This is a genomic window from Arsenophonus endosymbiont of Apis mellifera (assembly GCF_903968575.1).
Classification (GTDB): domain Bacteria; phylum Pseudomonadota; class Gammaproteobacteria; order Enterobacterales; family Enterobacteriaceae; genus Arsenophonus; species Arsenophonus apicola.
The window spans coordinates 1-24,374 of record NZ_CAJCFU010000040.1; the positions used below are offsets into that span (position 1 = coordinate 1).

General features: G+C 43.4%; 22 protein-coding genes and 2 pseudogenes. 13 read left to right on the forward strand and 11 right to left on the reverse strand.

Annotated features, from left to right (window positions below; translation table 11 throughout):
* Positions 1–177: transposase (locus H1X92_RS05555; protein ID WP_180558337.1), on the reverse strand; the 177-nt coding region annotated here is incomplete at its 3' end.
* A gap of 58 nt (positions 178–235) precedes the next feature.
* Between H1X92_RS05555 and H1X92_RS05560 the strand changes: the two genes are divergently transcribed.
* Complete coding sequence (locus H1X92_RS05560) at positions 236–1,462, forward strand: RNA-guided endonuclease InsQ/TnpB family protein (RefSeq protein WP_180558336.1); 1,227 nt, start codon at positions 236–238, stop codon at positions 1,460–1,462.
* A gap of 162 nt (positions 1,463–1,624) precedes the next feature.
* On the opposite strand, the gene H1X92_RS05565 is transcribed toward H1X92_RS05560, so the two are convergent.
* The 7 genes from H1X92_RS05565 to hypA form a co-directional block, all read right to left on the reverse strand.
* Positions 1,625–1,840 (reverse strand): hypothetical protein, encoded by a 216-nt coding sequence (locus tag H1X92_RS05565; RefSeq protein ID WP_180559225.1) that lies wholly within the window; start codon positions 1,838–1,840, stop codon positions 1,625–1,627.
* Positions 1,841–2,450: 610 nt separating this feature from the next.
* A complete protein-coding gene (flhA, locus tag H1X92_RS05570; RefSeq protein ID WP_180559226.1) occupies positions 2,451–4,538 on the reverse strand; it encodes a formate hydrogenlyase transcriptional activator FlhA in 2,088 nt (695 codons plus the stop codon).
* 44 nt (positions 4,539–4,582) lie between these two features.
* A complete protein-coding gene (gene hypE / locus H1X92_RS05575) occupies positions 4,583–5,593 on the reverse strand; it encodes a hydrogenase expression/formation protein HypE (RefSeq protein ID WP_180559227.1) in 1,011 nt (336 codons plus the stop codon).
* Positions 5,590–6,711: a hydrogenase formation protein HypD gene (gene hypD / locus H1X92_RS05580; RefSeq protein WP_180559228.1), complete on the reverse strand. Its 1,122-nt coding sequence runs from the start codon at positions 6,709–6,711 to the stop codon at positions 5,590–5,592. The genes hypE and hypD overlap by 4 nt, the downstream gene beginning before the upstream one ends.
* On the reverse strand, positions 6,711–6,989 hold the full coding sequence (locus H1X92_RS05585; protein WP_180559229.1) for a HypC/HybG/HupF family hydrogenase formation chaperone: 279 nt from the start codon (positions 6,987–6,989) through the stop codon (positions 6,711–6,713). The genes hypD and H1X92_RS05585 overlap by 1 nt, the downstream gene beginning before the upstream one ends.
* Entirely contained in the window at positions 6,980–7,852 is an 873-nt protein-coding gene (gene hypB, locus H1X92_RS05590) for a hydrogenase nickel incorporation protein HypB (RefSeq protein ID WP_180559230.1), read from the reverse strand. Before hypB ends, H1X92_RS05585 begins: the two co-directional genes overlap by 10 nt.
* Positions 7,853–7,861: 9 nt before the next feature.
* Positions 7,862–8,206, reverse strand: a complete 345-nt coding sequence (gene hypA / locus H1X92_RS05595) for a hydrogenase maturation nickel metallochaperone HypA (protein ID WP_180559231.1) — start codon at positions 8,204–8,206, stop codon at positions 7,862–7,864.
* A 327-nt stretch (positions 8,207–8,533) separates the two neighbouring features.
* Between hypA and H1X92_RS05600 the strand changes: the two genes are divergently transcribed.
* The 12 genes and pseudogenes from H1X92_RS05600 to fdhF all read left to right on the forward strand — a co-directional run bounded on the left by H1X92_RS05600 (position 8,534) and on the right by fdhF (position 21,765).
* The gene (locus H1X92_RS05600) at positions 8,534–8,851 is read left to right on the forward strand and encodes a hypothetical protein (RefSeq protein ID WP_180559232.1); all 318 of its coding nucleotides are present in this window, start codon (positions 8,534–8,536) and stop codon (positions 8,849–8,851) included.
* Positions 8,852–8,967: 116 nt separating this feature from the next.
* Positions 8,968–9,573 carry a 4Fe-4S dicluster domain-containing protein gene (locus H1X92_RS05605; RefSeq protein WP_180559250.1) on the forward strand — a complete coding sequence of 202 codons (606 nt, stop codon included), beginning with the start codon at positions 8,968–8,970 and terminating at the stop codon, positions 9,571–9,573.
* Positions 9,573–11,393: a formate hydrogenlyase subunit 3 gene (gene hycC / locus H1X92_RS05610; protein WP_180559233.1), complete on the forward strand. Its 1,821-nt coding sequence runs from the start codon at positions 9,573–9,575 to the stop codon at positions 11,391–11,393. The genes H1X92_RS05605 and hycC overlap by 1 nt, the downstream gene beginning before the upstream one ends.
* 10 nt (positions 11,394–11,403) lie before the next feature.
* Positions 11,404–12,336 carry a respiratory chain complex I subunit 1 family protein gene (locus tag H1X92_RS05615; RefSeq protein WP_180559234.1) on the forward strand — a complete coding sequence of 311 codons (933 nt, stop codon included), beginning with the start codon at positions 11,404–11,406 and terminating at the stop codon, positions 12,334–12,336.
* Positions 12,337–12,345: 9 nt separating this feature from the next.
* Complete coding sequence (locus H1X92_RS05620; protein WP_180559235.1) at positions 12,346–14,055, forward strand: hydrogenase large subunit; 1,710 nt, start codon at positions 12,346–12,348, stop codon at positions 14,053–14,055.
* A gap of 125 nt (positions 14,056–14,180) precedes the next feature.
* On the forward strand, positions 14,181–14,723 hold the full coding sequence (locus tag H1X92_RS05625) for a formate hydrogenlyase complex iron-sulfur subunit (protein ID WP_180559236.1): 543 nt from the start codon (positions 14,181–14,183) through the stop codon (positions 14,721–14,723).
* Entirely contained in the window at positions 14,723–15,490 is a 768-nt protein-coding gene (locus H1X92_RS05630) for an NADH-quinone oxidoreductase subunit B family protein (protein ID WP_180559237.1), read from the forward strand. The genes H1X92_RS05625 and H1X92_RS05630 overlap by 1 nt, the downstream gene beginning before the upstream one ends.
* On the forward strand, positions 15,487–15,897 hold the full coding sequence (locus H1X92_RS05635) for a formate hydrogenlyase maturation HycH family protein (protein ID WP_180559238.1): 411 nt from the start codon (positions 15,487–15,489) through the stop codon (positions 15,895–15,897). The genes H1X92_RS05630 and H1X92_RS05635 overlap by 4 nt, the downstream gene beginning before the upstream one ends.
* Entirely contained in the window at positions 15,890–16,345 is a 456-nt protein-coding gene (gene hycI, locus H1X92_RS05640) for a hydrogenase maturation peptidase HycI (RefSeq protein ID WP_180559239.1), read from the forward strand. Before H1X92_RS05635 ends, hycI begins: the two co-directional genes overlap by 8 nt.
* Positions 16,346–16,561: 216 nt before the next feature.
* Positions 16,562–17,107: an electron transport protein HydN gene (gene hydN / locus H1X92_RS05645; RefSeq protein ID WP_180559240.1), complete on the forward strand. Its 546-nt coding sequence runs from the start codon at positions 16,562–16,564 to the stop codon at positions 17,105–17,107.
* Positions 17,108–17,131: 24 nt separating this feature from the next.
* Positions 17,132–19,360, forward strand: a pseudogene (gene hypF / locus H1X92_RS05650) (carbamoyltransferase HypF).
* Between the two features lie 256 nt (positions 19,361–19,616).
* A pseudogene (fdhF, locus tag H1X92_RS05655) lies at positions 19,617–21,765 on the forward strand (formate dehydrogenase subunit alpha).
* A gap of 145 nt (positions 21,766–21,910) precedes the next feature.
* On the opposite strand, the gene H1X92_RS05660 reads toward fdhF, so the two are convergent.
* The 3 genes from H1X92_RS05660 to H1X92_RS05670 all read right to left on the reverse strand — a co-directional run bounded on the left by H1X92_RS05660 (position 21,911) and on the right by H1X92_RS05670 (position 24,129).
* The gene (locus tag H1X92_RS05660; RefSeq protein WP_180559241.1) at positions 21,911–22,183 is read right to left on the reverse strand and encodes a hypothetical protein; all 273 of its coding nucleotides are present in this window, start codon (positions 22,181–22,183) and stop codon (positions 21,911–21,913) included.
* Between the two features lie 235 nt (positions 22,184–22,418).
* Positions 22,419–22,658, reverse strand: a complete 240-nt coding sequence (locus H1X92_RS05665; protein ID WP_180559242.1) for a hypothetical protein — start codon at positions 22,656–22,658, stop codon at positions 22,419–22,421.
* Positions 22,659–23,463: 805 nt separating this feature from the next.
* A complete protein-coding gene (locus tag H1X92_RS05670; RefSeq protein ID WP_180559243.1) occupies positions 23,464–24,129 on the reverse strand; it encodes a hypothetical protein in 666 nt (221 codons plus the stop codon).
* Between the last annotated feature and the right edge of the window lie 245 nt (positions 24,130–24,374).

Consider the following 24,374-nt stretch of genomic DNA (forward strand, 5'->3'; position numbering starts at 1 on the left):
TCCGTTACTTTCCTTTAAATCAGCCCCAAAGTCGCGACACACTTCACCTGCATACTGATGAAATGCTTTGTAGTGCAAGCCACTGAGTACTTTCTTTCGGTACTTAGTCACAAAGACAAGGTGAACATGTAAAAGAAACGCTGCATGTCTTGAACGGTTGATTTTATATTTTTGCATTGAAATTAACCGGATATACGGTAAGATAGTGAGATAATTTACTACACACTGAGTAATAATGCTAATTCTAAAAGCCTACAAATTCAGACTCGAACCAACCGAAAAACAGTCGCAACGTTTGCGGCAGTTGTGCGGATGCGCTCGTTTTATCTGGAATTACGGGCTAGCAGAGACGCAACGCATTATTGAATCCGGCGGTAAACTACCGTCAGCGTTTGAACTAAATCGGATGCTCACAGAATGGAAAAAAAAGCCGGAACATTCCTTTTTGCAAGAAGCCTACACGGATAATCTTCAGCAGAAACTCAAAGATCTGCACGGGGCATGGAAACGCTGCTTTGATAAAAAACTGGCAGCAAAAGCTCCTGTATTTAAAAGGAAAAATGACGGGCGTGATTCAGTTCGTTTTGTTAATTTTGATAAATATTGTCAGCTCGATAATGGCAGAGTGAGATTACCGTCAGGTTTGGTATGGGTAAAGTTCCGGCAGTCGCAAAAGCTGTACGGTAAGATTAAAAACGCAACCGTTAGCCAACATGCGGGACACTGGTATATATCGTTTCAGGTCGAACTGGAAATGGACATTCAGCCTCATTCGTCAGCAACAATGATTGGTTTGGATGCAGGTGTAACCAGACTCGCCACGCTGTCAGACGGCACAGTGTTTGAACCTGTAAACAGTTTTAAAACCAACCAAAAAAAGCTGGCGAAATTCCAGCGTCAGTTAAGCTGTAAAGTTAAATTCAGCAATAACTGGAAAAAACAGAAGCGAAAAATCCAACGTCTCCACTCGCATATAACCAATATCCGCAAAGACTACCTTCACAAAGTCACCAGTGAAATCAGCAAAAACCACGCGATGATCGTCATTGAGGACTTAAAGGTCAGTAACATGTCGAAATCGGCAAAAGGTACACAAGAGCAGCACGGACGGAATGTCAGGGCAAAATCAGGACTTAACCGTTCGATACTGGATCAGGGTTGGTATGAAATGCGCCGTCAGCTTGAGTACAAGCAGCTATGGCGCGGTGGTCAGGTATTAGCTGTGCCTCCGGCATATACAAGTCAACGGTGTGCATGTTGTGGTCATACAGCGAAAGAAAATCGTCAATCACAAAGTAGATTCGAGTGCCTTGAGTGCGGGTATACAGAGAACGCAGATATCAACGGAGCTCGTAACATTTTAGCGGCAGGACATGCCGTGTTAGCCTGTGAAGTGAACGGTGCAGTAATGCCGTCAGCAGCAGGAACCAGGCTTCTGAGCGATCAGATAGTCTCCGACTAACGGGAATCCCCCTCCTGAGTCACGAAGTGTGAAGGTGGGGGAGGATGTCAATTAATTAACATTTTAAAGTCTTACCTAAAATGTAATTTTAATGATTATTCATTTAACTTAACGAAATTATTTTAAAATAAATGACTAATGAAAAGTTAAACTAGAATAAATTTATTTTGCACTATTTTTATCCTGCGGTTGAATGATGCATACTTTAGGTTCTTCATTACAATTAACGGCCTTTGTTTTATTATTGCTAGTTAATAATTTATTAACGGTATAGGCTGTTGCTATCCCGTAGCAACATTGAGTAAAACCCGCATAGGAAGGCAGAGAGTAGAATATTAAAAGTGTAATAATGATGAAAATTTGAACGGGTGATTTCATGAATTATTCTCCTAAAATAATTAAATATTGATAATATTTTTACGAATTATCTGGATTTGCTTACCAGTGAAAAACAAATTGTTCATAGCATAAAAAAGTAGGCAAAATAGAAAATTACTCTGTTTAATTTATTAATTATTGATGTTTTATGGCTATTAAATTAAAAATTTTAATCCAATAACGTAAACAGCTTGCGTAGCTTTTCCATTTATTGTTTCTATACAATTATGCCCCTCTTTTGCTGGTATGCAGTGAATGTACTCTTTATTGGGTTGATGATTGACAATGAAAAAAAAACTGAAATAGGAGAAAGAAAGAGCAATAAGTGCTTCTTTAAAAGTTGCATAAATTACCTCGATTAGTAAGTGATATAAATCGATATTAATAATACACTTATTATTTAACATTTCAATAACATTTAATTGATTAAATCTTATAGACTGAAGAATAATAGTATTAAGTTAATGAACACTGCTAGTTAAGGGAAATAGGCTGTAATTTGTTATGTTTTATAGTAATCAACTTAACAGGCAAAACAAGATTGCCACGCATTGTTGCCTACATGACCGCAAGATTGTTTAATAAATTTATTTGCTTAACAAAAATAGCGTTAGACCAGGCTATTTTTATCAATACCAAGTCGTTTCATACGTGATAGTAATGTTGTGCGTTTTAGTCCCAGTCGTAGCGCTGCACCTTTAGGGCCGGCAATAACACCATTCGTCTCTTTTAGTACATCAACAATACGTTGATATTCATCGTCTATCGGATGAAAATTATTATTTATGCACTTTATCGAGGTTTTTGTTTCATTGCCATTAAAGTTGATTTCAGTTAATGAGAGCTGAAGTACATTACCACGCGTCAATAAAACAGCACGTTCAATCACGTTTTCTAACTCAGGTATATTGCCAGGCCAATCCATTTTACTTAATAGCCGTAAGGTTTGGGCAGGAATACTGTCAATCTTGCGTCCAAGACGGTTGGCAATTTTAAAGGTAAACGCTTTGGCTAAAAATGGAATATCTTTTGGCCGCTCACGCAATGGGGGCAGGTAGATAGGAAAAACATTCAGTCGATAATAAAGATCGGCTCTAAATTCACGATCTGCCACCATTTGCCGAAGGTTACGGTTAGTGGCAGCAATAAGACGCACATCTGTCCGAATGATCCTATTGCCACCTAGACGTTCAAACTCTTGTTCTTGTAATACCCTTAGCAGCTTAGGTTGAAGTTCCAGTGACATATCGCCTACTTCATCTAAAAATAGCGTGCTTTTGTCTGCTAATTCAAACCGACCAATACGTTGGTTGTTAGCGCCAGTAAATGCACCACGCTCATGACCAAACAGATCACTTTCAAGTAAGCCTGCTGGCATGGCGGCACAATTAAGTTTTACCATCCGCCGGTTATTACGACCACTAAGTTTATGTATTGCACGCGCAATCAGCTCTTTGCCGGTTCCTGTTTCGCCTAAGATCAAAACGGTGCTATTGCTATGCGCTACCATTTCAACCTGTTTCATAACTGTCATCATAGCGTCACTTTGACCAACGATTTCACCAAAATCTGTGCTGACATTATTAATTTGTTCCGTCAGCGCTAAATTTTCATCAATCAATCGTTGCTTTAAACGGCGGATTTCTTGATAAGCAAGGGCATTATCTACCGCAATCGCAACACGTTCTGCGATTTGACGCAGTAATTTCAACGTCGAGGAGCTAAAAACCGGCGCTTGAACTTGTGCCAGTTTTAATACCCCCAGTACTCGATTGCTAAAAATTAGTGGCAACAAACACAAGGTTTGCTCCTGTTTATCCCATAATTCAAATAGCATACGAACGCATGCTGAGTGTTTATCGCACTGGTGAAGATTTAGCAACAGTATCTCTTTTTTTTGCATAACCTTTTGGTATAAAGTGCCTTTTTCGTCTATCTCACGTTGATCATGGAGCGGAATATTTTTATCTACATAATGGATTGAATATACGCTAAGTTTCTCTTTATGATTATTGCGTAATACGATGCTAATCGAATCGATAGCAAAATTAGCCTGAATTTCTTGCGCAACCTCAGTGATCAGTTCATCCAGATTTAGCTTGGATAAAACAGCGTTGGTTATGGCTACCAACAAGCGAAAATCGTCACGTTCACGACATAGGTGGCCATAATTAATATTATTGTTCAGACGCAATTGGATCTGTTCCACTGCTAGACTAATGACTTGAGCAAGAGTTTGTAGTCGTGAGAAGGCTTCTTCCGTCCAAGGTTCATTTGTACTGCGCAGAAATTCGCAGCCACCAAATATTTTGCCTTCAGCTGTTAACGGCATCAGACTGTAATAATTGAATAGTGGATAGAGATTTAATTCATTAAGTTGGGGCAAGGTTTGGTTAAATTCTTGATAGCGGCAATGTAGTACATCTGGACGTGAAAGCATATGGCGAATCGGTCCACAAGCTAGCAAGGTTTCATCCTCATAGCGAATATCTTGTTGTTGATGGTCAACACTGAACAGGCAGACTCTACGGCGTTCAAATTGCCACAGTAGTATATTAACGTGATCGGCCAATTTTAGTTGCCGAACATGGGTTTTGACCGCTTGGACTAACGCACAGAGATCAGGTTGTTGCAGTAAAGTGCGAGTAATATCAAATAAATCTTGTTCACTGATTATACTTGTCGGTGTATACGACATACCTCATATTCCGAAAATTAATTGCCAATTAGTGGCGTGGTTGATTAGCAAATTCTGGGTAATGGTTCACTGTAGGGCAGATCGAGTGTACGTTTGATACCATAAAGTCCGGTTAACTTTACTCCTTTCTGGGCCACCACTTGGCCAATAATTGCCGCGTCTAAGCCTAAGGGATGTTGTTGTATGCGCGTCAGAATACGTTCTGCTGCACTGCGTTCAACTGCGATGACCAGCTTTCCTTCATTGGCAAAATTGAGAGGATCCAGACCTAATAGCTCACAAATACCGCGCACAGCAGGTTTTATCGGTAGCGTGTTTTCATTGAGTTCGATCCCACAGCCGCAACTAGCAGCAAATTCATGAACTACAGCATTCACGCCACCGCGAGTCGCATCACGCATTGCTTTGATCCCAGCTTCGTTACGCAGTATTTCGATTAGTGGGGTTAGCAAGGCGCAATCGCTTTGTAAATCGCCTTCCATACCAAGTTGTTCTCGTAAATTTAGAATGGTGGCACCATGATCGCCTAGCGAATTACTAATCAGTAACAGATCGCCAGCTTGGATCTGACGCATGCCCCAGTTCAGATGGCAAGGGATCACACCGATGCCAGCAGTATTAATAAATACTTTATCAGCCGCTTTGCGAGGGACAACTTTGGTGTCACCGGTTACGATACTGATACCTGCAACTTTTGCCGTTGCTGCCATACAATGAACAATGCGTTCCAGTGTGGCGATGGCTAATCCTTCTTCCAATATAAAACTACATGAGAGCCACCGAGGAAAAGCACCACTCACCGCCACATCATTGCTAGTGCCACAAACAGCCAGTTTACCAATATCTCCACCAGGAAAAAATAACGGATCAATAACATAACTGTCAGTGGAAAAAGCCAGTCTATCCCCTTGCTGAGTTAATAAATGTAATGGGATCCGCGCCTGATCTTCCTGCTCATTAAGTAACGGGTTAGCAAAGGCTTGAATAAACAGCTGATTGATAAGTTGCTGCATCGCTTGCCCACCACTACCATGGGCGAGGGTGATAGTTTTCATACTTGATACTCCTGAGAACGGTACTGATACCAAGCACTGCAAGCACCTTCGGAAGAAACCATCAAAGCCCCTAATGCATTTTGCGGGTTACATTGTCGACCAAAGCGTGGACATTGAACAGGTTTACAACGCCCGGTTAGTACTAGGCCACAATAGGTCTGCGGATCATCATAACCGGTTGGTGGACATAAGTGAAAATGCTGTTCAGCATCAAATTGCTGATATGTTGTGTTAAGGTAAACGCCAGAATGTTGTATCATGCCAAGGCCACGCCACTCGCTGGTTCCTTTAATACTGAATACTTGTTTCATCACTGCTTGCGCTTTACTGTTGCCGGCGTCAGGTACCACACGGCGATACTGATTTTCAACCCAACTGGCGCCCGCTATTTTTTGTTCAATTAACATTAATACCCCTTGCAGCAGATCAATTGGCTCAAAACCAGCGACAACAAGTGGACGTTGATATTGTGTCGTAATAAAGTTGTACGCGTGAATACCAATAATCATACTGACGTGTCCGGGCGCTAAAAATGCATCAATACTATTATCAGGCTGTTGTAATAAATTTTTTAGTACCGGGATCAAGGTTATGTGCTGACAAAAGAAATAAAAGTTATCAATGTTAGCTGCTTTTGCTTGTATTAAGGTGATCGCGGTGGTTGGCATGGTCGTTTCAAATCCAAGCCCAAATAGAACCACTTTTTTGGTCGGATTTTGTTGGGCAAGTTTTAGTGCATCGATCGGTGAGTAGATAATCCGTACGTCATCTCCACCGGCTCTGGCGGTTAGCAATGAGCCATTTTTCCCTGGCACACGCATGGCATCACCAAAAGTGCAGAATATGACTTGTGGTTGGTTGGCAATTTCCAGGCAGCTATCAATACGTGCCATTGGCAGTACACAAACAGGGCAGCCTGGGCCATGAATAAACTCAACATTTTTCGGTAATAGTTGATCCAGACCAAACTTAAAAATGGCATGAGTGTGTCCGCCGCAGACTTCCATAATGCGAAAAGGTCGTTGTTCACTGTATGGTAGATGTTTAGCGCGCTGATTGAGAATTTCAATAAGTTGCATCACTTTTTGTCGATCACGGTATTCATCAATGAAACGCATTAACCCTTCTCCTCACCATAGAGCAAGACACCCACATCGGGCTCTAAGTCGTACATATTTTGCAATGCAGCCAGTGTATCCAACGCTTGCTGTTCATCGATCACGCTCATGGCAAAGCCAACGTGGATCAGCACCCACTGGCCAAGGCGACTATTACCCTTTTCGTCATGCTTGCCAACAAGCGTTAAATCGACATCACGTATCACCCCGCCGATCACCACCTTGGCTAACATGCTGTCAGTTAGTTGACTAATTTTTCCGGGAATACCTATACACATTGCTGGTTCTCCAACCATGCTAGCCAGTTGTCCATCCCTTGACCCGTGGTGGCCGATACCTGCAAAATTTCAATCTGTGGATTTACTTGACGGGCGCTGGCTATACATTTTTCTACGTCAAAATTAAGGTGGGGTAGTAAATCGACCTTATTTAGCAGCATCAGGGAGGCGGCAGCAAACATATGCGGATATTTGAGCGGTTTGTCTTCGCCTTCCGTTACCGACAAGACGGCAACTTTGTGATGTTCGCCTAAATCAAATCCAGCAGGACAGACCAAATTGCCAACGTTTTCGATAAACATAATCCCACCTTCAGCCAGTGGAAGTCGTTGCATGGCATCAAAGATCATCTGTGCATCAAGATGACACCCTTTACCGGTATTTACCTGAATAGCTGGGGTTCCTGTGGCGCGGATCCTTTCGGCGTCGTTAGTGGTTTGTTGATCGCCTTCAATAACCGCGCAAGGAATATCGTTTTGTAACAGTTTAAGCGTTTCGGTCAGTAGCGTAGTTTTGCCTGATCCGGGACTGGAAACCAGATTTAGTGCTAGCTGTTTATTAGCGATGAATTGGCGGCGATTGCGCTGCGCTAAGCGGTTATTTTTCTCCAGTACATTAATTTCAATTTCCAGCATTTTGCGCTGACTTAAACCGGGCGCATGAGTACCCGCTTCACCTTGGCCATAATCCAGGTTAGTGGCCAGCGGTTCACTAGCAATGTGGCTAGTTTTATGAATGGCTTTTATTTGTAATGATTGACGCGGCGCGGGAGAGAACGGGGCGCTGCGAAAAGCCGAATGTGGGTTGCGCTGATCGCCTTCAATATATTGGTTGCCTGGTTCGCAACCACAAATGGTGCACATGGTTTACTCCTATTCTATTTCTAACCGCATGATTTGTAGTCCATCATCCGCCACAATATGGAGATTATGGCTATTACATTTTGGACAGAGCCTTACACGATGGGTTATGAGTTTTATAAATTGCTGACATTGACGGCACCAGCATTCCGCTTGCTGTTGTTCTAAATGAAGTTGGCAACCTTCCGCGACAGTACCTCGGCAGACTAACTCAAAGCAAAATTGCAGCGCACTGCTTTCTACGCAGGCAAATGCGCCAATTTTAAACCACACTTGGGTGACCCTTTTTGCGTTGCTTAGTGCTACTTGTTGCTCAATAAGTTCCAATGCCTGTTGGCAGAGGGTGATTTCGTGCATAACGCCTCCAGCATCTGTTTGCATTGATTAATGCAATATGGATGCCATTCATTAGCAATGATAGGTCTTTTATTGACATAAATAGGGAGATTAAAAAAGTGTTATCCAACGGTTATGCAGCCGCTAGGTTTATTTTATTGCTATTAATTATCACGGTAACAAAATAAACAGCGCAAGATTATGAGCCGCTGCTGATATTTCATGTCGATGAGATCTAAATAACAATTTAACCGGCCGGCTTGTTGGCTGTTTTATTATTTAATTATATGAAAATAAAATAATTATATTTTGGCATGAGAACTGCTTAGTGAGGTTATTTTTTTATAAATGGAGTCAATCACTATGATCTTTTCACCATTAAGCCAGAAAACTGATGTTATGGCTGGCTACTCTCTCGCTCGTCTGGCTCCACGCTATCACAACTGCGACGGTTATCTTATCTGCCAATTTCTCTCCTTTGCTAAAGGGTATCTGCATCGTTTTATCTTTTGTGGTTTTAGTAATGGATTAATTTATCGTTTATTTGCGGGCATTTTGATTCTTATCATCTCGCCATTAATTACCATTAGTCATACTTTGCCGCATACCATTGAAACTGGCGAAGCCGGGCAAGCTAGGTTACGGCAAATAATCATGTTGAGTTAATGTACTACCGCCTAAATAGATTATTGGATAATGTCGGAAGTGACAATTTCGACACGGTTTCGTCAAAAATGACTATCACTTAAGGATCAAAAATGACTATCACCACAGGATCAGCGGTGAATCGTTTTGTTATTGCTGACTCTACGCTTTGCATTGGTTGTCGTACTTGTGAAGCTTCTTGCTCGGAAAATCACCGCTTACAAGGACTACAAACGCAAGCGCGTCTGAAAGTGATGCGAAATGAAAAAGAATCAGCCCCGCAACTCTGTCATCAGTGTGAAGATGCGCCTTGCGCGCAGGTTTGTCCGGTTAATGCCATTAATCGGATCAATAATGCTATTCAATTAAACGAAAGTTTGTGTGTCAGTTGTAAGTTATGTGGTCTCGCCTGTCCGTTTGGTACTATCGAATTTTGTGGCAGTCGCCCACAGGGTATTCCTGCTGATAGTGATACGCCGATTGCCCCGCCGGCACCACCGGAACTGACACGTGTTAGTCCGTTTTTAGACTGGATAGCTGGTGTTCGCGCTATCGCTGTTAAATGTGATCTGTGCTATTTCGATGAACGAGGTCCGGCATGTGTACGTACCTGCCCGACTAAAGCGCTACGTCTGATTGATAACCATGATATTGCCAACGCTAATAAACGTAAGCGTGAGCTGACTATCCAGATGGTGTTAGGCGATTTGTCGTTAATTAACGGCCAGAATGGAGAGTTGTAATGAGTGTCGAGATGTTGATTAACGGAGCAATTTTTACCTTGGTCATCAGTGGTTTGTTAGCCGCATTACTGATGTTCAACAAGCCGTTAAGTGGATTAATCGCTGGGCTTGGTGGTGTTTTAGCTAATCTTGCTATGCTATTGGCCGGCGGACAAGTACTGCTGGGTAGCACTAGTGCCAGCGATTTTATGTTACCTGTTGGTAACTGGTCACTGCATATCACGGCACTTAATGGATTGTGGTTAGTGGTTTTTGGCTTACCAGGAATTTTTGTCAGCTTGTTTAATATCAGTTGGCATCGACATCCTGCAACGCAGTCTAATGGGCTGTTAATAAATATGTTCTTGGCAGCGGCAACATTGGCCGTGGTGGCCGGGCACCTTGTTATGTTGGTGATAATGGCAGAAATTATGGCGCTATGTGCGCTGTTTCTGACCGGTTGCCATCAGGCAAGTAAAGTGTGGTTTGTATTAGGCCGGTTGGGTACGCTGCTATTGGCTATGATGTGCGTCATTATCTGGCGAACTTATGGCACCTTAAATATTGCTGAGCTGCGTCTGCTTATGGTAACGCTACCAATGAGCAGTGTAACTTGGATGTTGGGGCTAATTGGATTTGGTTTATTAGCCGGCATCATTCCTCTGCATGGCTGGGTGGTGCCAGCTCATGCCAATGCTGCTGCGCCAGCTGCAGCATTATTTTCTACTGTGGTCTTGAAAGTGGGTGTCTATGGCATTTTGCTACTTTCGTTACTGAATACCACATTACCATTATGGTGGGCAATTGTGCTGTTATTGCTCGGTATGCTGACGGCATTTATTGGCGGACTGTATGCATTAATGGAGCACAATATTAACCGATTACTGGCTTATCACAGCCTTGAGAATATCGGCATCATACTGCTGGGGCTTGGTGCCGGGCTTATTGGTGTCTCCCTGCATGAACCACTTTTGATTGCCCTCGGCATGATAGGGGGATTATACCATCTGTTTAGCCATAGCTTATTTAAAACTACGTTATTGCTTGGTGCGGGTGCAGTATGGTTCCGTACCGGTTATCTGGATATCGAAAAATTAGGCGGCATAGGTAAACGTATGCCGCTTCTCGCAATGTCGATGCTGGTTGGCTTAATGTCAATGGCAGCGCTCCCTCCTCTCAATGGTTTTGCCGGCGAGTGGGTTATTTATCAAGCCTTTTTCCGTCTGGGTGAACAGCCAGCATTTGTCAGTCGTTTGCTAGGGCCATTATTAGCAACCGGGCTTGCCATTACGGGTGCCTTAGCGGTGATGTGTATGGCAAAAGTGTATGGCGTTATGTTTTGTGGTGCGCCCCGCACGCAAGCTGCTGAAAAAGCCTATTCTAAACCCTGGCTAATGAATATTTCGCTCGCTGCGTTAGCATTTTTTTGCATTGTTGGTGGGGTTGCTGCGCCTTGGATTATGCCATTACTAAGCTACGTCGTGCCTTTACCGTTAGTGACTAATCACACCATGGTGTCGCAGCCGATTATCACGCTATTGTTGATTGCGGCAACGCTATTGCCGGTTGTTCTATTAATTGTCTGCAAAGATGGACGTTTGCCATTTCGTTCTCGTGGTTCAGCGTGGGTTTGTGGTTATCAATACGAACAGGCGATGAGTATCACTGCATCCGGTTTTGCCCAACCGGTAAAAGTGATGTTTGCTTTGGTGTTTAAATTAGGACGGATACTCAATCCGGCGTCGTTATTACCAGGTTGGCAAACAACTAGCCTGCCGGTGTTGTTTCGCCGTGTGGCTTTTATTGAACTGGCGGTACTGCTGGTGGTTGTGATTTCTTAGGGAGCCTAATATGAATTCGCTGTTTTTTGCCCTTGTGCAGGCTTTAGTGCTATTTGCATTGGCGCCGCTACTATCTGGCGTCAGTCGCATGGCACGCGCTCGGCTACATAACCGCAAAGGGCCCGGAGTGTTACAAGAGTATCGAGATCTAATCAAATTACTGGGTCGCCAAAGTATCGCGCCAACAGCCTCAGGTTGGCTATTCCGACTTATGCCGTTTTTGATGATCGGCGTGATGTTTACTATCGCGACTGCATTGCCCGTGGTGACAGTGGCATCGCCATTATCTCCGCTTGGTGATCTGATCACACTTATTTACCTATTTGCTATTGGCCGTTTCTTTTTTGCGGTGGCCGGTCTGGATACCGGTAGTCCGTTTACGGGCATTGGTGCCAGCCGTGAAGCGGTGTTGGGAGTATTAGTTGAGCCAATTTTACTATTAGCTTTATGGGTGGTTGCACAAGTGGCAGGTTCAACCCACATCAGTTTAATCGCCGCGACGATTTACCATTGGCCTGTAGAACAAAGCGTTCCTTTAGTGCTGGCATTTTGTGCCTGTGCTTTTGCCACCTTTGTTGAAATGGCTAAGCTACCGTTTGATCTTGCCGAAGCTGAGCAGGAGCTACAGGAAGGGCCGCTTTATGAATATAGTGGTGCCAGTTTTGCGTTGTTGAAATGGGGAATTAGCCTCAAACAGCTCGTGGTATTGCAACTGTTTGTTGGCGTGTTTATACCGTGGGGACAAATTGAACATCTGTCGGTAGCAGGTTTGCTACTGGCAGTGGTGGTGGCGTTGATAAAATTGTTGGCCGGCGTAACAGTGATTGCTTTGTTAGAAAATAGCATGGCGCGATTACGTTTTTTGGCCACATCACAAGTTACCTGGTTCGGTTTTGGCTTTGGCTTTTTAGCTTTCGTCTCTTTGTTAGCGATAGGATTTTAGAGAATTACCATGTCTGAAGAAAAATTAGGTCAACACTATCTTACGGCTTTGTGCCAGGCATTTCCCGGCGTTGTGTTGGAGGAAGGTTGGCAGACTAAAGATCAATTAACCATTACGATAAAAATCAACGCATTACCTGAAGTGATAGCGTATCTTTACTACCAGCAAGGAGGGTGGTTATCGGTATTATTCGGTAATGATGAACGCAAATTGTGCGGTCACTACGCGGTTTATTATGTACTTTCCATGGAGCAGGGAATTAAATTTTGGATCACCGTTCGAGTTGAAGTGGATGCCGATAAACCGGAGTTTCCATCAGTGACTCCACGTGTTCCGGCAGCTGTATGGGGCGAACGTGAAGTCCGCGATATGTACGGTTTGATGCCTGTTGGTTTGCCCGATGAGCGTCGTCTGGTACTACCCGATGACTGGCCTGATGATCTCTATCCATTGCGTAAGGATAGTATGGATTATCGTCAGCGTCCTGCACCGACCACTGACAGCGAAACTTACCAATTTATTAATGAGCTGGGTAATAAAAAAAATAATGTGCTACCCATTGGCCCATTACACGTCACTTCTGATGAACCCGGTCACTTTCGTTTATTTGTTGATGGCGAAAATATTGTTGACGCTGATTATCGCCTCTTTTATGTCCACCGTGGTATGGAAAAATTGGCTGAAACACGGATGGGTTATAACGAAGTGACATTTTTGTCTGATCGGGTCTGTGGTATTTGTGGTTTTGCTCACAGTACTGCTTATGCCACCTCAATTGAGAATGCAATGGGAATTGTGGTCCCAGAGCGAGCCCAAATGATCCGTGCCATTTTGCTAGAGATCGAACGTTTGCATTCCCATTTGCTTAACTTAGGTTTGGCCTGCCATTTTGTTGGTTTCGATTCAGGTTTTATGCAATTTTTTCGCGTACGTGAATCTTCTATGAAGATGGCTGAAATCCTGACCGGGGCACGTAAAACCTATGGACTTAACTTAATTGGCGGTATTCGTCGTGATCTGCTTAAAGATGACATGAAAAAGACCCGCCAATTGGCTCAGCAGATGCGGCGTGAAGTGCAAGAGCTGGTGGAGATATTATTAACGACGCCCAATATTGAGCAGCGTACTGTCGGCATTGGGCGCTTAGATCCGCAAGTCGCACGTGATTTTAGCAATGTTGGCCCGATGGTCCGCGCCAGTGGTCATGCCCGTGATACGCGCAGGGATCACCCTTTTATCGGTTACGGTTTACTACCGTTAGAGGTGCATAGCGAACAAGGATGCGATGTACTTGCTCGCCTCAAAGTTCGTATCAATGAAGTCTTTACCTCACTCAATATGATTGATTTTGGTTTGGATAATCTTCCTGCTGGTGCATTAATGGTAGAGGGATTTACTTATATTCCACACCGTTTTGCTTTAGGTTTTACTGAAGCACCACGCGGCGATGATATTCACTGGAGCATGACCGGCGACAATCAAAAACTGTGGCGCTGGCGCTGTCGGGCGGCAACTTATGCCAATTGGCCGACACTGCGCTATATGCTACGTGGCAATACTGTGTCTGATGCGCCATTGATAATTGGTAGTCTTGATCCCTGTTATTCCTGTACTGATCGTATGACTGTTGTCGATGTGCGTAAGAAAAAGAGTCAAGTGGTGCCTTATAAAGAACTAGAACGTTACAGTATTGAACGTAAGAATTCACCGCTGAAATAACTTTTGCTTTTGCTGAGACTATTTACCTTTGAATCTTATCTGGGTAATGGTAAGCCGTTTATGATTAACTGGTGCAATTTCTTTCGCCAGTTGCACGCAGTTAGCAAAAGCCAACTGGAGTTATCATGTTTAATTTTATTAAGAAAGCTTTAAAAACCGGGATTGTTACTGAAGATTATCCACTGACGCCAATTGAAGTGGATAAAAACTTTCGCGGTAAACCGCAACATAATTCACAACAATGTATCGGTTGTGCGGCATGCGTCAACGCTTGTCCATCCAATGCATTAACCACCGAAATTGATTTGCCAAAAGGCCAGTTGCGCTGGCAATTAAACCTTGGTCGTTGCATTTTTTGTGGTCGTTGTGAAGAGGTTTGTCCAACGGCAGCCATTCGTTTGTCACAGGAATATGAACTAGCAGTATGGCGCAAAGAAGATCTTTGCCAGCAAGCACAATTTGCTATTTGTTATTGCCGGCTATGTCAGCGTCCTTTGGCAGTAAAAAAAGCGATCAACTACGTCATCGAGATACTCAAACATAATGGCGACCCACGGACTGAACATCATCGACAAAGTTTTGAAACTTGCCCTAATTGCAAGCGGTTACAGGGATTGACTCCGTCAGATAAAATCGATTTAAGCCGTGAAATGAAGGAGACAATTTGATGAGCCAGTTTTTGCCATCGCGTGATCAGCAAGGTATGCCGGTACCGCTAGCAATAGATGAATCTATCGCACGAATGAAAGCATTATTGTTGAAGAAAATTAAACGCTCGGCTTATGTTTATCGGGTTGACTGTGGCGGTTGTAATGGTTGTGAAATTGAAATTTTTGCCACCATTTCACCCATTTTTGATGCCGAACGTTTTGGCATTAAGGTCGTTCCTTCCCCACGTCATGCTGATATATTGCTGTTCACTGGGGCAGTTACGCGTGCAATGCGTACGCCAGCGTTACGCGCCTGGCACTCGGCTCCTGATCCTAAAATTGCGATATCCTATGGCGCCTGTGGTAATTCAGGTGGCATTTTTCATGATCTCTATTGTGTTTGGGGCGGAACGGATAAGATTGTGCCAGTCGATGTATATATTCCTGGTTGTCCACCCACCCCTGCTGCGACGCTATACGGTTTTGCCATGGCGTTAGGGCTGCTGGAGCAAAAAATTCATCTGCGCAAACCTTCTGAAGAAGATAATCAGCCGGCAGAAATGCTACATCCAGATATGGTGCAACCCTTACGAGTGCGTATCGACCGCGCTGCCCGTCGTTTAGCCGGCTATCGCTATGGTCGTCAGATTACCGACAATTTTATCAATTATCTTATGCAGGGTGAAGATCGGGTGGCGCAGTGGCTGGCTGATGAAAATGATCCGCGCTTAAGTGAAATTGTTGCCAATCTTAGCCAGATCGTTAAGCGGGAGCAGGTTAAATGAGTGACAAGGTGGTGTTCAGTCAACTGAGCCGTAAATTTATTGATGAAAATGAAGCTACGCCACCGCAGGCACAGCAAGTTATCTATTACGGACTTGCCATTGGTCACCATTTAGGCGTGATAGATTGTTTACAAGCTGTGCTTAGCTGTCCCTGGCCAGAATATCAGCTCTGGATTGCTACCCTCGAAGCAGGAAGTGAAGCGCAGCGGAAAATGGCGGGTGTTACGCGTTATGGCGAAATTGTTATTGATAGCAGCCATGTGGCAATGCTGGCAAAGGCTTTTAGCGCGGCGCTAAACCAACAGACTAACCAACAGCAAAGTTGGAGCCAGCAGATGTTGAGTATGCTAGCCAATATTCAGCAGGAGAGTGCTATCTATTTGATGGTAAGGAGGGAGCGTGGCTGATGTTTTACTCTGTGTCGGCAATAGCATGATGGGTGATGACGGCGCAGGCCCATTGCTGGCACAGATGTGTCGTGCTACACCACAAGGGGAATGGATAGTAATTGATGGTGGTAGTGCGCCAGAAAATGATATCGGCGTTATTCGCCAATTACAGCCAAATCGTTTATTGATTGTCGATGCTACCGACATGGGACTGGCGGCTGGTGAAATCCGGCAGATCGATCCACAAGATATTGCTGATATGTTTATTATGTCGACCCATAATATGCCACTTAGCTATCTTATTGAGCAGCTAAAAGAGGATACTAATGAGGTGATTTTCTTAGGTATCCAGCCAGATATTGTCGGCTTTTATTACCCGATGACGGCAGCGGTAAAAATAGCCGTTGCAACAGTTTATGCCAGTCTGGCTGATATTCAGCAGCTAAGGCAGTTCCGGCCACTATAAATGTTTCATCGTATATAGTAGCAAGAGGCTTGGCTAACATGACTTTCTCGTTTTAGACAGGCATTTTTATCCTACTAATACGATTTAACCGAATTACTTCGATATTTATCATCGTCAATCGTGATGATGACAAGCACGTGCCAATTTTTTGTTAACTTAAAATTGGCACAGTTTATGAATATATTTCTCTATTGACTGTCATTGCTGGAGAAGTGAATGAATTGTTTCATTATTACTGATGCAAATAAATGTATTGGTTGTCGTACCTGCGAAGTGGCTTGTGTGGTATCTCATCAGGAAACACAAGACTGTGCTTCAGTCACAGCTAAGACTTTCTTACCGCGTATCCATGTTATTAAAGGTGTTAGTGTCTCTACCGCCACTACCTGCCGCCAATGTGAAGATGCGCCCTGTGCCAATGTTTGTCCTAATGGTGCAATTATGCGCGAGAGCGATTTTGTTCACGTTCATCAAGAGCGTTGTATTGGCTGTAAGACTTGTGTTGTCGCTTGTCCTTATGGTGCGATGGAGGTGGTTTTACGGCCAGTAGTACGCAATAGTGGGGCTGGGTTGAATGTTGTGGTTGAGAAGGCGCAAGCAAATAAATGTGATCTTTGCCATCATCGGTCTGAAGGGCCGGCTTGTATTCAGGCTTGTCCTACCAACGCAATTATGTGTGTTGATCGTAACAAACTGGAACAACTCAATCTTGAGAAGCGTCGGCGGGCGGCGTTAAATGGTATGGCTAACCAAATTTTCTAACTAGCCAGCGCGATATTAGCCAATATGAAGAGTGAAAATGGTACCTTATTGCGGATCTATGGCAAAGTTCAGGGGGTCGGATTTCGGCCCTGGATTTGGCAATTGGCACAGCGATTAACCCTTAAAGGGGAGGTTTATAACGACGGTGCCGGCGTGGTGGTGCGTATTGTTGGCGATGCCAATAGATTACTTGATCTATTGCCAATCGATTGCCCACCCTTAGCTCGTATCGATCAGGTGCAGCAATTTCCCTGGCACTGGCGTCAATTGCCGCAGGATTTCACTATCCAGCATAGCGTGCCGGCAACGATGGCAACCCAAGTTGCTCCCGATGCGGCTACTTGCCCGGCGTGTTTGCAAGAAATGAATGATCCAAGCCAACGTCGTTATCGCTACCCATTCATTAATTGTACTCATTGTGGGCCGCGCCTCACGATTATTCGCGCGATACCCTATGATCGACCGTTTACCGTTATGGCTGCTTTTCCGCTATGTGCGCCTTGCGCAGCAGAATATCGTGATCCTGCTGATCGCCGTTTCCATGCCCAACCCATTGCCTGTCCTGATTGCGGACCGCAGCTAGCTTGGCTGGCGGAAAATGAGCGACAAGAAAAAGAGGCAGCAATTCAGGCAGCTATTAGCGCATTGAAAAAGGGTAAAATTATTGCCATCAAAGGGATAGGTGGTTTTCACCTGGCTTGTGATGCCAACAATCGAACGGCAGTAAAGCGCTTGCGTCAGCGTAAACGGCGACCGTCAAAGCCCTTAGCCGTGATGATCACCGATGCAATGGCCAGCCTGCTGCCTGAACAGACTCAGTCACTTTTGCGACTGCCCGCGGCACCAATTGTGTTAGTGGATAAACAATGGCTATCGTTAGTTGATGAGATAGCACCACAGCTTAACGAAGTCGGTGTCATGCTGGCGGCAAATCCCTTACAACATCTATTAATGCAAGCTGTCGCGCGTCCATTAGTGATGACCTCAGGCAATCTCAGTGGCTGTCCGCCGGCATTGAATAATGAACAAGCATTGACGGATCTGATTGATATTGCTGACGGCTGGCTATTACACAATCGGGATATTTTACAGCGGATGGATGATTCCGTTATGCGCGCCTGCGGTGAAATGCTGCGTCGAGCCAGAGGTTTTGTACCAGACAGCTTGTCTTTACCGCCCGGTTTTAGCAATGTACCGCCGTTGTTATGCTTAGGCGCTGATCTAAAAAATACTTTCTGCCTGATAAGGGATCAACAGGCGATACTCAGCCAGCATCTGGGCGATCTCAATGAGCAAAATGTGTAAGCACAGTGGTGGCAGGTAGTGACCAGGATGCAACAAATTTGGCAGTTCACGCCACAAAAAATCGTTAATGATAAACATCCTGCCTATCGAACACAACAACTGGCGCAGCAGATGGCTTTGCCGATAGTAAAGGTGCAGCATCACCATGCTCATGCCGTCGCCTGTTTGGCTGAGCATCTTTGGCCACGGCATGCAGGTGATGTTATCGCATTGATCCTCGATGGAATTGGTTGGGGAGAGCATGATCAGTTATGGGGCGGGGAATGTTTACGCGTCAATTATGACGCATGTGAAAAATTGGCAGGATTGCCGGCAGTCGCGCTGCCGGGTGGTGATTTGGCCGCATGTCAACCATGGCGAAATCTATTGGCTCAGTGGTTGGCATTTGTACCAGACTGGCAAATGCGATCGGAAGCCAAAATATTAGCCGATAAACCTTGGCCGCCATTAGCACGGGCAATAGAGCGAGGGATCAATGCCCCGCCGGCTTCTTCTGCCGGACGCTTATTTGATGCGATTGCGGCAGCACTAGATTGTGCTCCGGCGCAACAGAGTTATCAGGGCGAAGCAGCTAGCAAATTGGAGGCTCTGGCGCTAACGGTAAATCATATCAATCACCCAGTGACGCTACCGGTCAAAGATAACCAATTAGATATGGTGACATTTTGGCAACAATGGCTGGATTGGCAGGCACCGAAAGCTTGGCGTGCCTGGGCCTTTCATGATGCGTTGGCGAAAGGATTAGCAGATTTGGCTGCCCATCATGCGCAGTGGCGAAAAATCTCCACCATTGTTTGTGGTGGCGGTGTATGGCATAACCGCTTACTGCGGCAACAGCTAAAGTTTTGGTTAACTGATTTTCAACTATTGTTGCCGATGAATTTACCTGCCGGTGATGGCGCCATTGCTTTTGGTCAAGCGCTGATTGCAGCAGCAAAATTTACTTAATACCCGGTGCAAAACGTCAAAAGATTGCCCAGCCAGTGAGGTGATAATAATAGCGCTTTTATTCTCGTTGACATAAGGGCAGTTTGTTAGTGGCTGGTTTGTCATGTCATTTATGTCAAAGGAATGACACTGTTAGTAAAAATGAATATTTTTTCTTTATTTTCCATTTAGTTAATTATATTGGTGTGTGTGGCATGCTTCATGCATCTTAATGTTTAATCCTTTTCCAATGATGAAATTAACAGGAGTAATACGGATGAAAAAAGTCGTCACGGTTTGCCCCTACTGTGCATCAGGTTGCAAAATCAACCTGATGGTTGATAAAGGCAAAATTGTCAAAGCTGAGGCGGCGCAGGGGAAAACCAATCAAGGTAATTTATGCCTAAAAGGTTATTACGGTTGGGATTTTATCAATGATACCCAAATCCTTACCCCGCGCCTGAAATCACCGATGATCCGTCGGCAACGGGGCGCTAAGCTGGAAGCTGTTTCTTGGGATGAAGCACTGAACTATGTTGCCAACAAGTTGAGTGCTATTAAAGCTCAATATGGGCCGGATGCCATTATGACTACCGGTTCCTCCCGTGGCACAGGCAATGAAACCAATTACATTATGCAAAAATTTGCCCGTGCGGTTATCGGCACTAATAATGTTGATTGCTGTGCGCGTGTTTGACACGGCCCATCGGTTGCAGGTCTGCACCAGTCGGTCGGAAATGGCGCAATGAGTAATTCTATTGTCGGTATCGAAGATACTGATTTAGTTTTTGTTTTTGGTTATAACCCAGCTGATTCTCACCCTATTGTGGCTAATCGGGTGATCAAAGCTAAGCAAAAAGGAGCGAAGATTATTGTTTGCGATCCGTGGAAAATTGAAACTGCCCGTATCGCCGATATGCATCTGGCATTAAAAAATGGCTCTAACATCGCATTACTCAATGCAATTGGCCATGTCATTATTGAAGAAGATCTTTACGACCATGCCTTTGTTGCTGCGCGAACGGAAGGTTTTGCCGAATATCGTATAATTGTTGCCGGTTATACGCCAGATTCAGTAGAAGCGGTCACCGGGGTTAGCGCGCAGGATATTCGCCAGGCCGCGCGGCTCTATGCGCAAGCGGAACGAGCCACTATTCTCTGGGGTATGGGAGTAACCCAGTTCTATCAAGGGGTAGAAACCGTGCGATCACTAACCAGCCTGGCACTGCTAACTGGCAATCTGGGCAAACCCAGTGTTGGTGTCAATCCGGTACGTGGGCAAAACAATGTGCAAGGTGCTTGTGACATGGGAGCATTGCCGGACACCTATCCCGGTTATCAGTATATTAATGTAGCAGAACATCGGCAAAAATTTGCTCAAGCCTGGGGGGTTGAGAGCCTACCGGCAAATGTTGGTTATCGCATTAGTGAGTTACCTCATAGAGTGGAACATGGCGAAGTTCGTGCCGCTTATATTATGGGTGAAGATCCATTGCAAACTGATGCTGAGTTACCAGCAGTACGTCAAGCATTTGCTGATTTAGAATTGGTCATTGTGCAGGATATCTTCAATGACCAAAACCGCTGCGGCAGCAGATGTGATCTTGCCTGCAACTTCTTGGGGCGAGCATGAGGGTGTTTATACTGCGGCAGATCGGGGTTTTCAGCGTTTTTTTAAAGCGGTAGAGCCAAAATGGGATCTAAAAACCGACTGGCAAATTATTTGCGAAATTGCTACTCGCATGGGTTATCCGATGCACTACAACAATACGCAACAAATTTGGGATGAATTGCGGCGTTTATGCCCGGATTTCTATGGTGCTACTTATGAAAAAATGGGTGAACTAGGCTATATCCAGTGGCCGTGTCGTAGTGAATCTGATGATGATCAGGGAACAGATTACCTGTTTGAAAAGACATTTTCCACACCCAACGGCTTGGGACAGTTCTTTACTTGTGACTGGGCGCCGCCCTTAGATCGCATCAACGAAGAGTATCCACTGGTACTTTCCACCGTGCGTGAAGTGGGGCACTACTCCTGCCGCTCAATGACTGGTAACTGCGCGGCACTGGCCGCTTTGGCTGATGAACCGGGTTATGTACAAATTAACACCGCGGATGCTAAAAAGCTGGGTATTGAAGATCAAGCCTTGGTTTGGATCCAGTCACGAAAAGGGAAAGTAATCACCCGCGCGCAAGTCAGTGAGCGTCCTAATAAAGGCGCGGTATATATGACTTACCAGTGGTGGATTGGCGCTTGCAATGAACTGGTGGCGGAAAATTTAAGCCCGATAACTAAAACACCAGAGTTTAAATTCAGCGCTGTTCGATTGGAGTCTATCGCCGATCAACGTGCTGCTGAACAATATGTGATTGATGAATATCATAAGTTGAAAAAACAACTGCGTGAAAGCGCTTTAGGTTAGATAAAGATTGACGGTTTTATTTAATCAGATAAACAACCCCAATTGGGGTTGTTTATATTTGTTAGTTTAAAAATTGTATCGGACTGCAATTAATCAAGTTAGCCAAATACTGACCCAATTTGCTTTTTTTTCGATTTTGCTTGCTTTAATTATTCTCTTTCTTGTCAGGAAAGTTTTCTAGGAATAGGGCGTAGCGGTCAATAAATTTTTGCTTATCACATTCTGGTGAATTTTTAAATTTCTTCTTACACAGGTCTTTCATTTCGTCTCGTTTACTTTCTTTTAAGTTTATTATCTCTATTACGTCGTCATTTTGATTATCAGTAGTATAAATTAATGTATCGCTATTATTTGCCAAAGAAAGTGAGTTAAAACCGACTAACAAGCTAATAGTAAAAATTTTCAATCGCCATTTCATCGTCTATCCTCCTAAAAGCGTAAAAATGAATACTGATAATAATTATATTTTTAACATTTTCATTACTATTTTGTTGTGTGGATAGTTTTCCAGCGAAAAATAGAAGATATTACTTAACAAGTTAAATAGAGATAGCTAATTAGGCTACCAGCTATTAATGCTCAAGACAGAGATAAGTTTTGCCTTATCTCTGTTAATGTCTGCTTAATATTATTTAACTTTACATTAAATTTTACTATCGAATATCAATACAGCCTTCGCCGCTATATTCATGAGTGGGAGGATTGCAGTTTTTTTCTACTGCGTAATCATCATCTACTGCGTTATCATCACCTACTGCTTTATCATTACCTTTAAAATAGATTGCATCTTTATCTTTTACAGTGCTACTGCTAGGTGTTTTGTCACCGGCTAAAGCAAAAAAGTTAGATGACAAAAGTGTAGTAATAATGAGAATTTTAATAGTTGATTTCATAATTAATCCTCCGATAGATAGGTAAAAATTATGATATATATCACACTTATAATCTTAACATAAAATTAACATTTATGTTAATTGTTTTGGTGGTTATTGTTTGTGTGGTTATTATGCTAATTGAGCAAATTGGTAGCTTCAAATGAACGTTCGTATCAATATATTAGTGTTATTTAAATTTGTAGTTAGTAAGTTTTTCCGTTGAAAAAAATAAAATAATTATTGCTTAAGTGGCCAGCTTGGTAATGCTAACGAATTTTGTGTGGCAACAAAAACAGCATCAAGTTAAACAAAATTAAATTATTTATTAGTAAATTTAATATTAATTAAACAAATAATTTTTATTAAAATTAGCTTAAATTAAATAAACAAAAATAGCCTATTAAGCTTTATCTTTTTCATTAAAATTAATACTTCCTTCTATTTAGTGATGATATTCTGAAATATCTAACATACTAATAATCATCATAAAAATAGAGATGTCTTATGAGAATATGGGAAGATTTTTATCGTTTAGATAACCTTAATTTAGCTTTTTTAAATAATACTTCAGCGGAATAAGCAATCATTTTTGGTAATGGTAAAAATCAAATATCTATTTCAATAAAAGCAAATACTGTCTTTATCTGCTTTCAATCAATACATACAAAATCGTTCCGTACAGGAAAAGTCGCGTTGTTATAGCTCAGGATGTGAGGTGCTATTGGAAAAAGGCGCAGGCGTTTTCCTAACATGGCAGGCGTCATAACAGATGTTTTCAAAGATTGAATTCGTGGCGAGTTCCGTTGTGCATTTAGGGTTTTAATTAGCTTGAAATCCATCGTGAGAAAGCAGAAAAGGTTGTACTTTTCTGCGGTCCGTATATGCCATGCGTCTTGACTATTTTTTTGCCGAGGACTGCAACGAGGGATGCATATTCAGGATCTTCAGCTTCCATTTTCTTTAGCAGCTGGAATAGTTGTTCGCGTTGATCTGGAGGTCTCATCCACGATGAGCCAAGAGAAGAAAACATATGGTCGTCAATACTCTCCAGCAACACGTTCTCAAACAGGTTATAGTCAAAATACCCACACCTTCGAAAGCGCCCAAGTGGCTGATAGAATTGCTCGTTATATAGTTCAGCAGACGAATAAAGAGTTAAGAATCCCGCCTTTTGAAGAAAGATGAGACCCGGAAGATAGACGATCTCATCATATTCGCGCACTTTAGTATTAACTGGATGAACCGGAATTCGTGCTAAGTACCCAGTTTCGATAGAATGCTTGCCCCAAAGTTTCTGGCCCATGGAAACCCAAGCTGTTTTATGAGTTGTCGCATGCGCAAGTACTGTATTATCGACCAATACACCAATTGGGCCATTTGCTTTTAAATCACATTGGGCACGATAGGTTGAAAGATAAATCAACCAACTGGCAATGCGCGGACTATATTTAAATTTCAAATGCTCTATATATCGTGAGAAATTTATCATAATGTTCGGTGCTTTTAACCTTTCTGACTTAATTTACTGCATACCTATCGCTAAATAAAAGAGAAGAGAAAACTGAGTTATGTCCTAATTTATGACCATACTTTCAGGTGATTCTTTGAGAGCTCTCAAACGGCAAGATACAAGACTCTGTATCTAATGCTGTGATGCAACCAATTCAATTAATGAGTAAATATTGAAGCACGAGAAATGCCGGTGCGAGAATTAATCTATGAGTTCGATAAAGT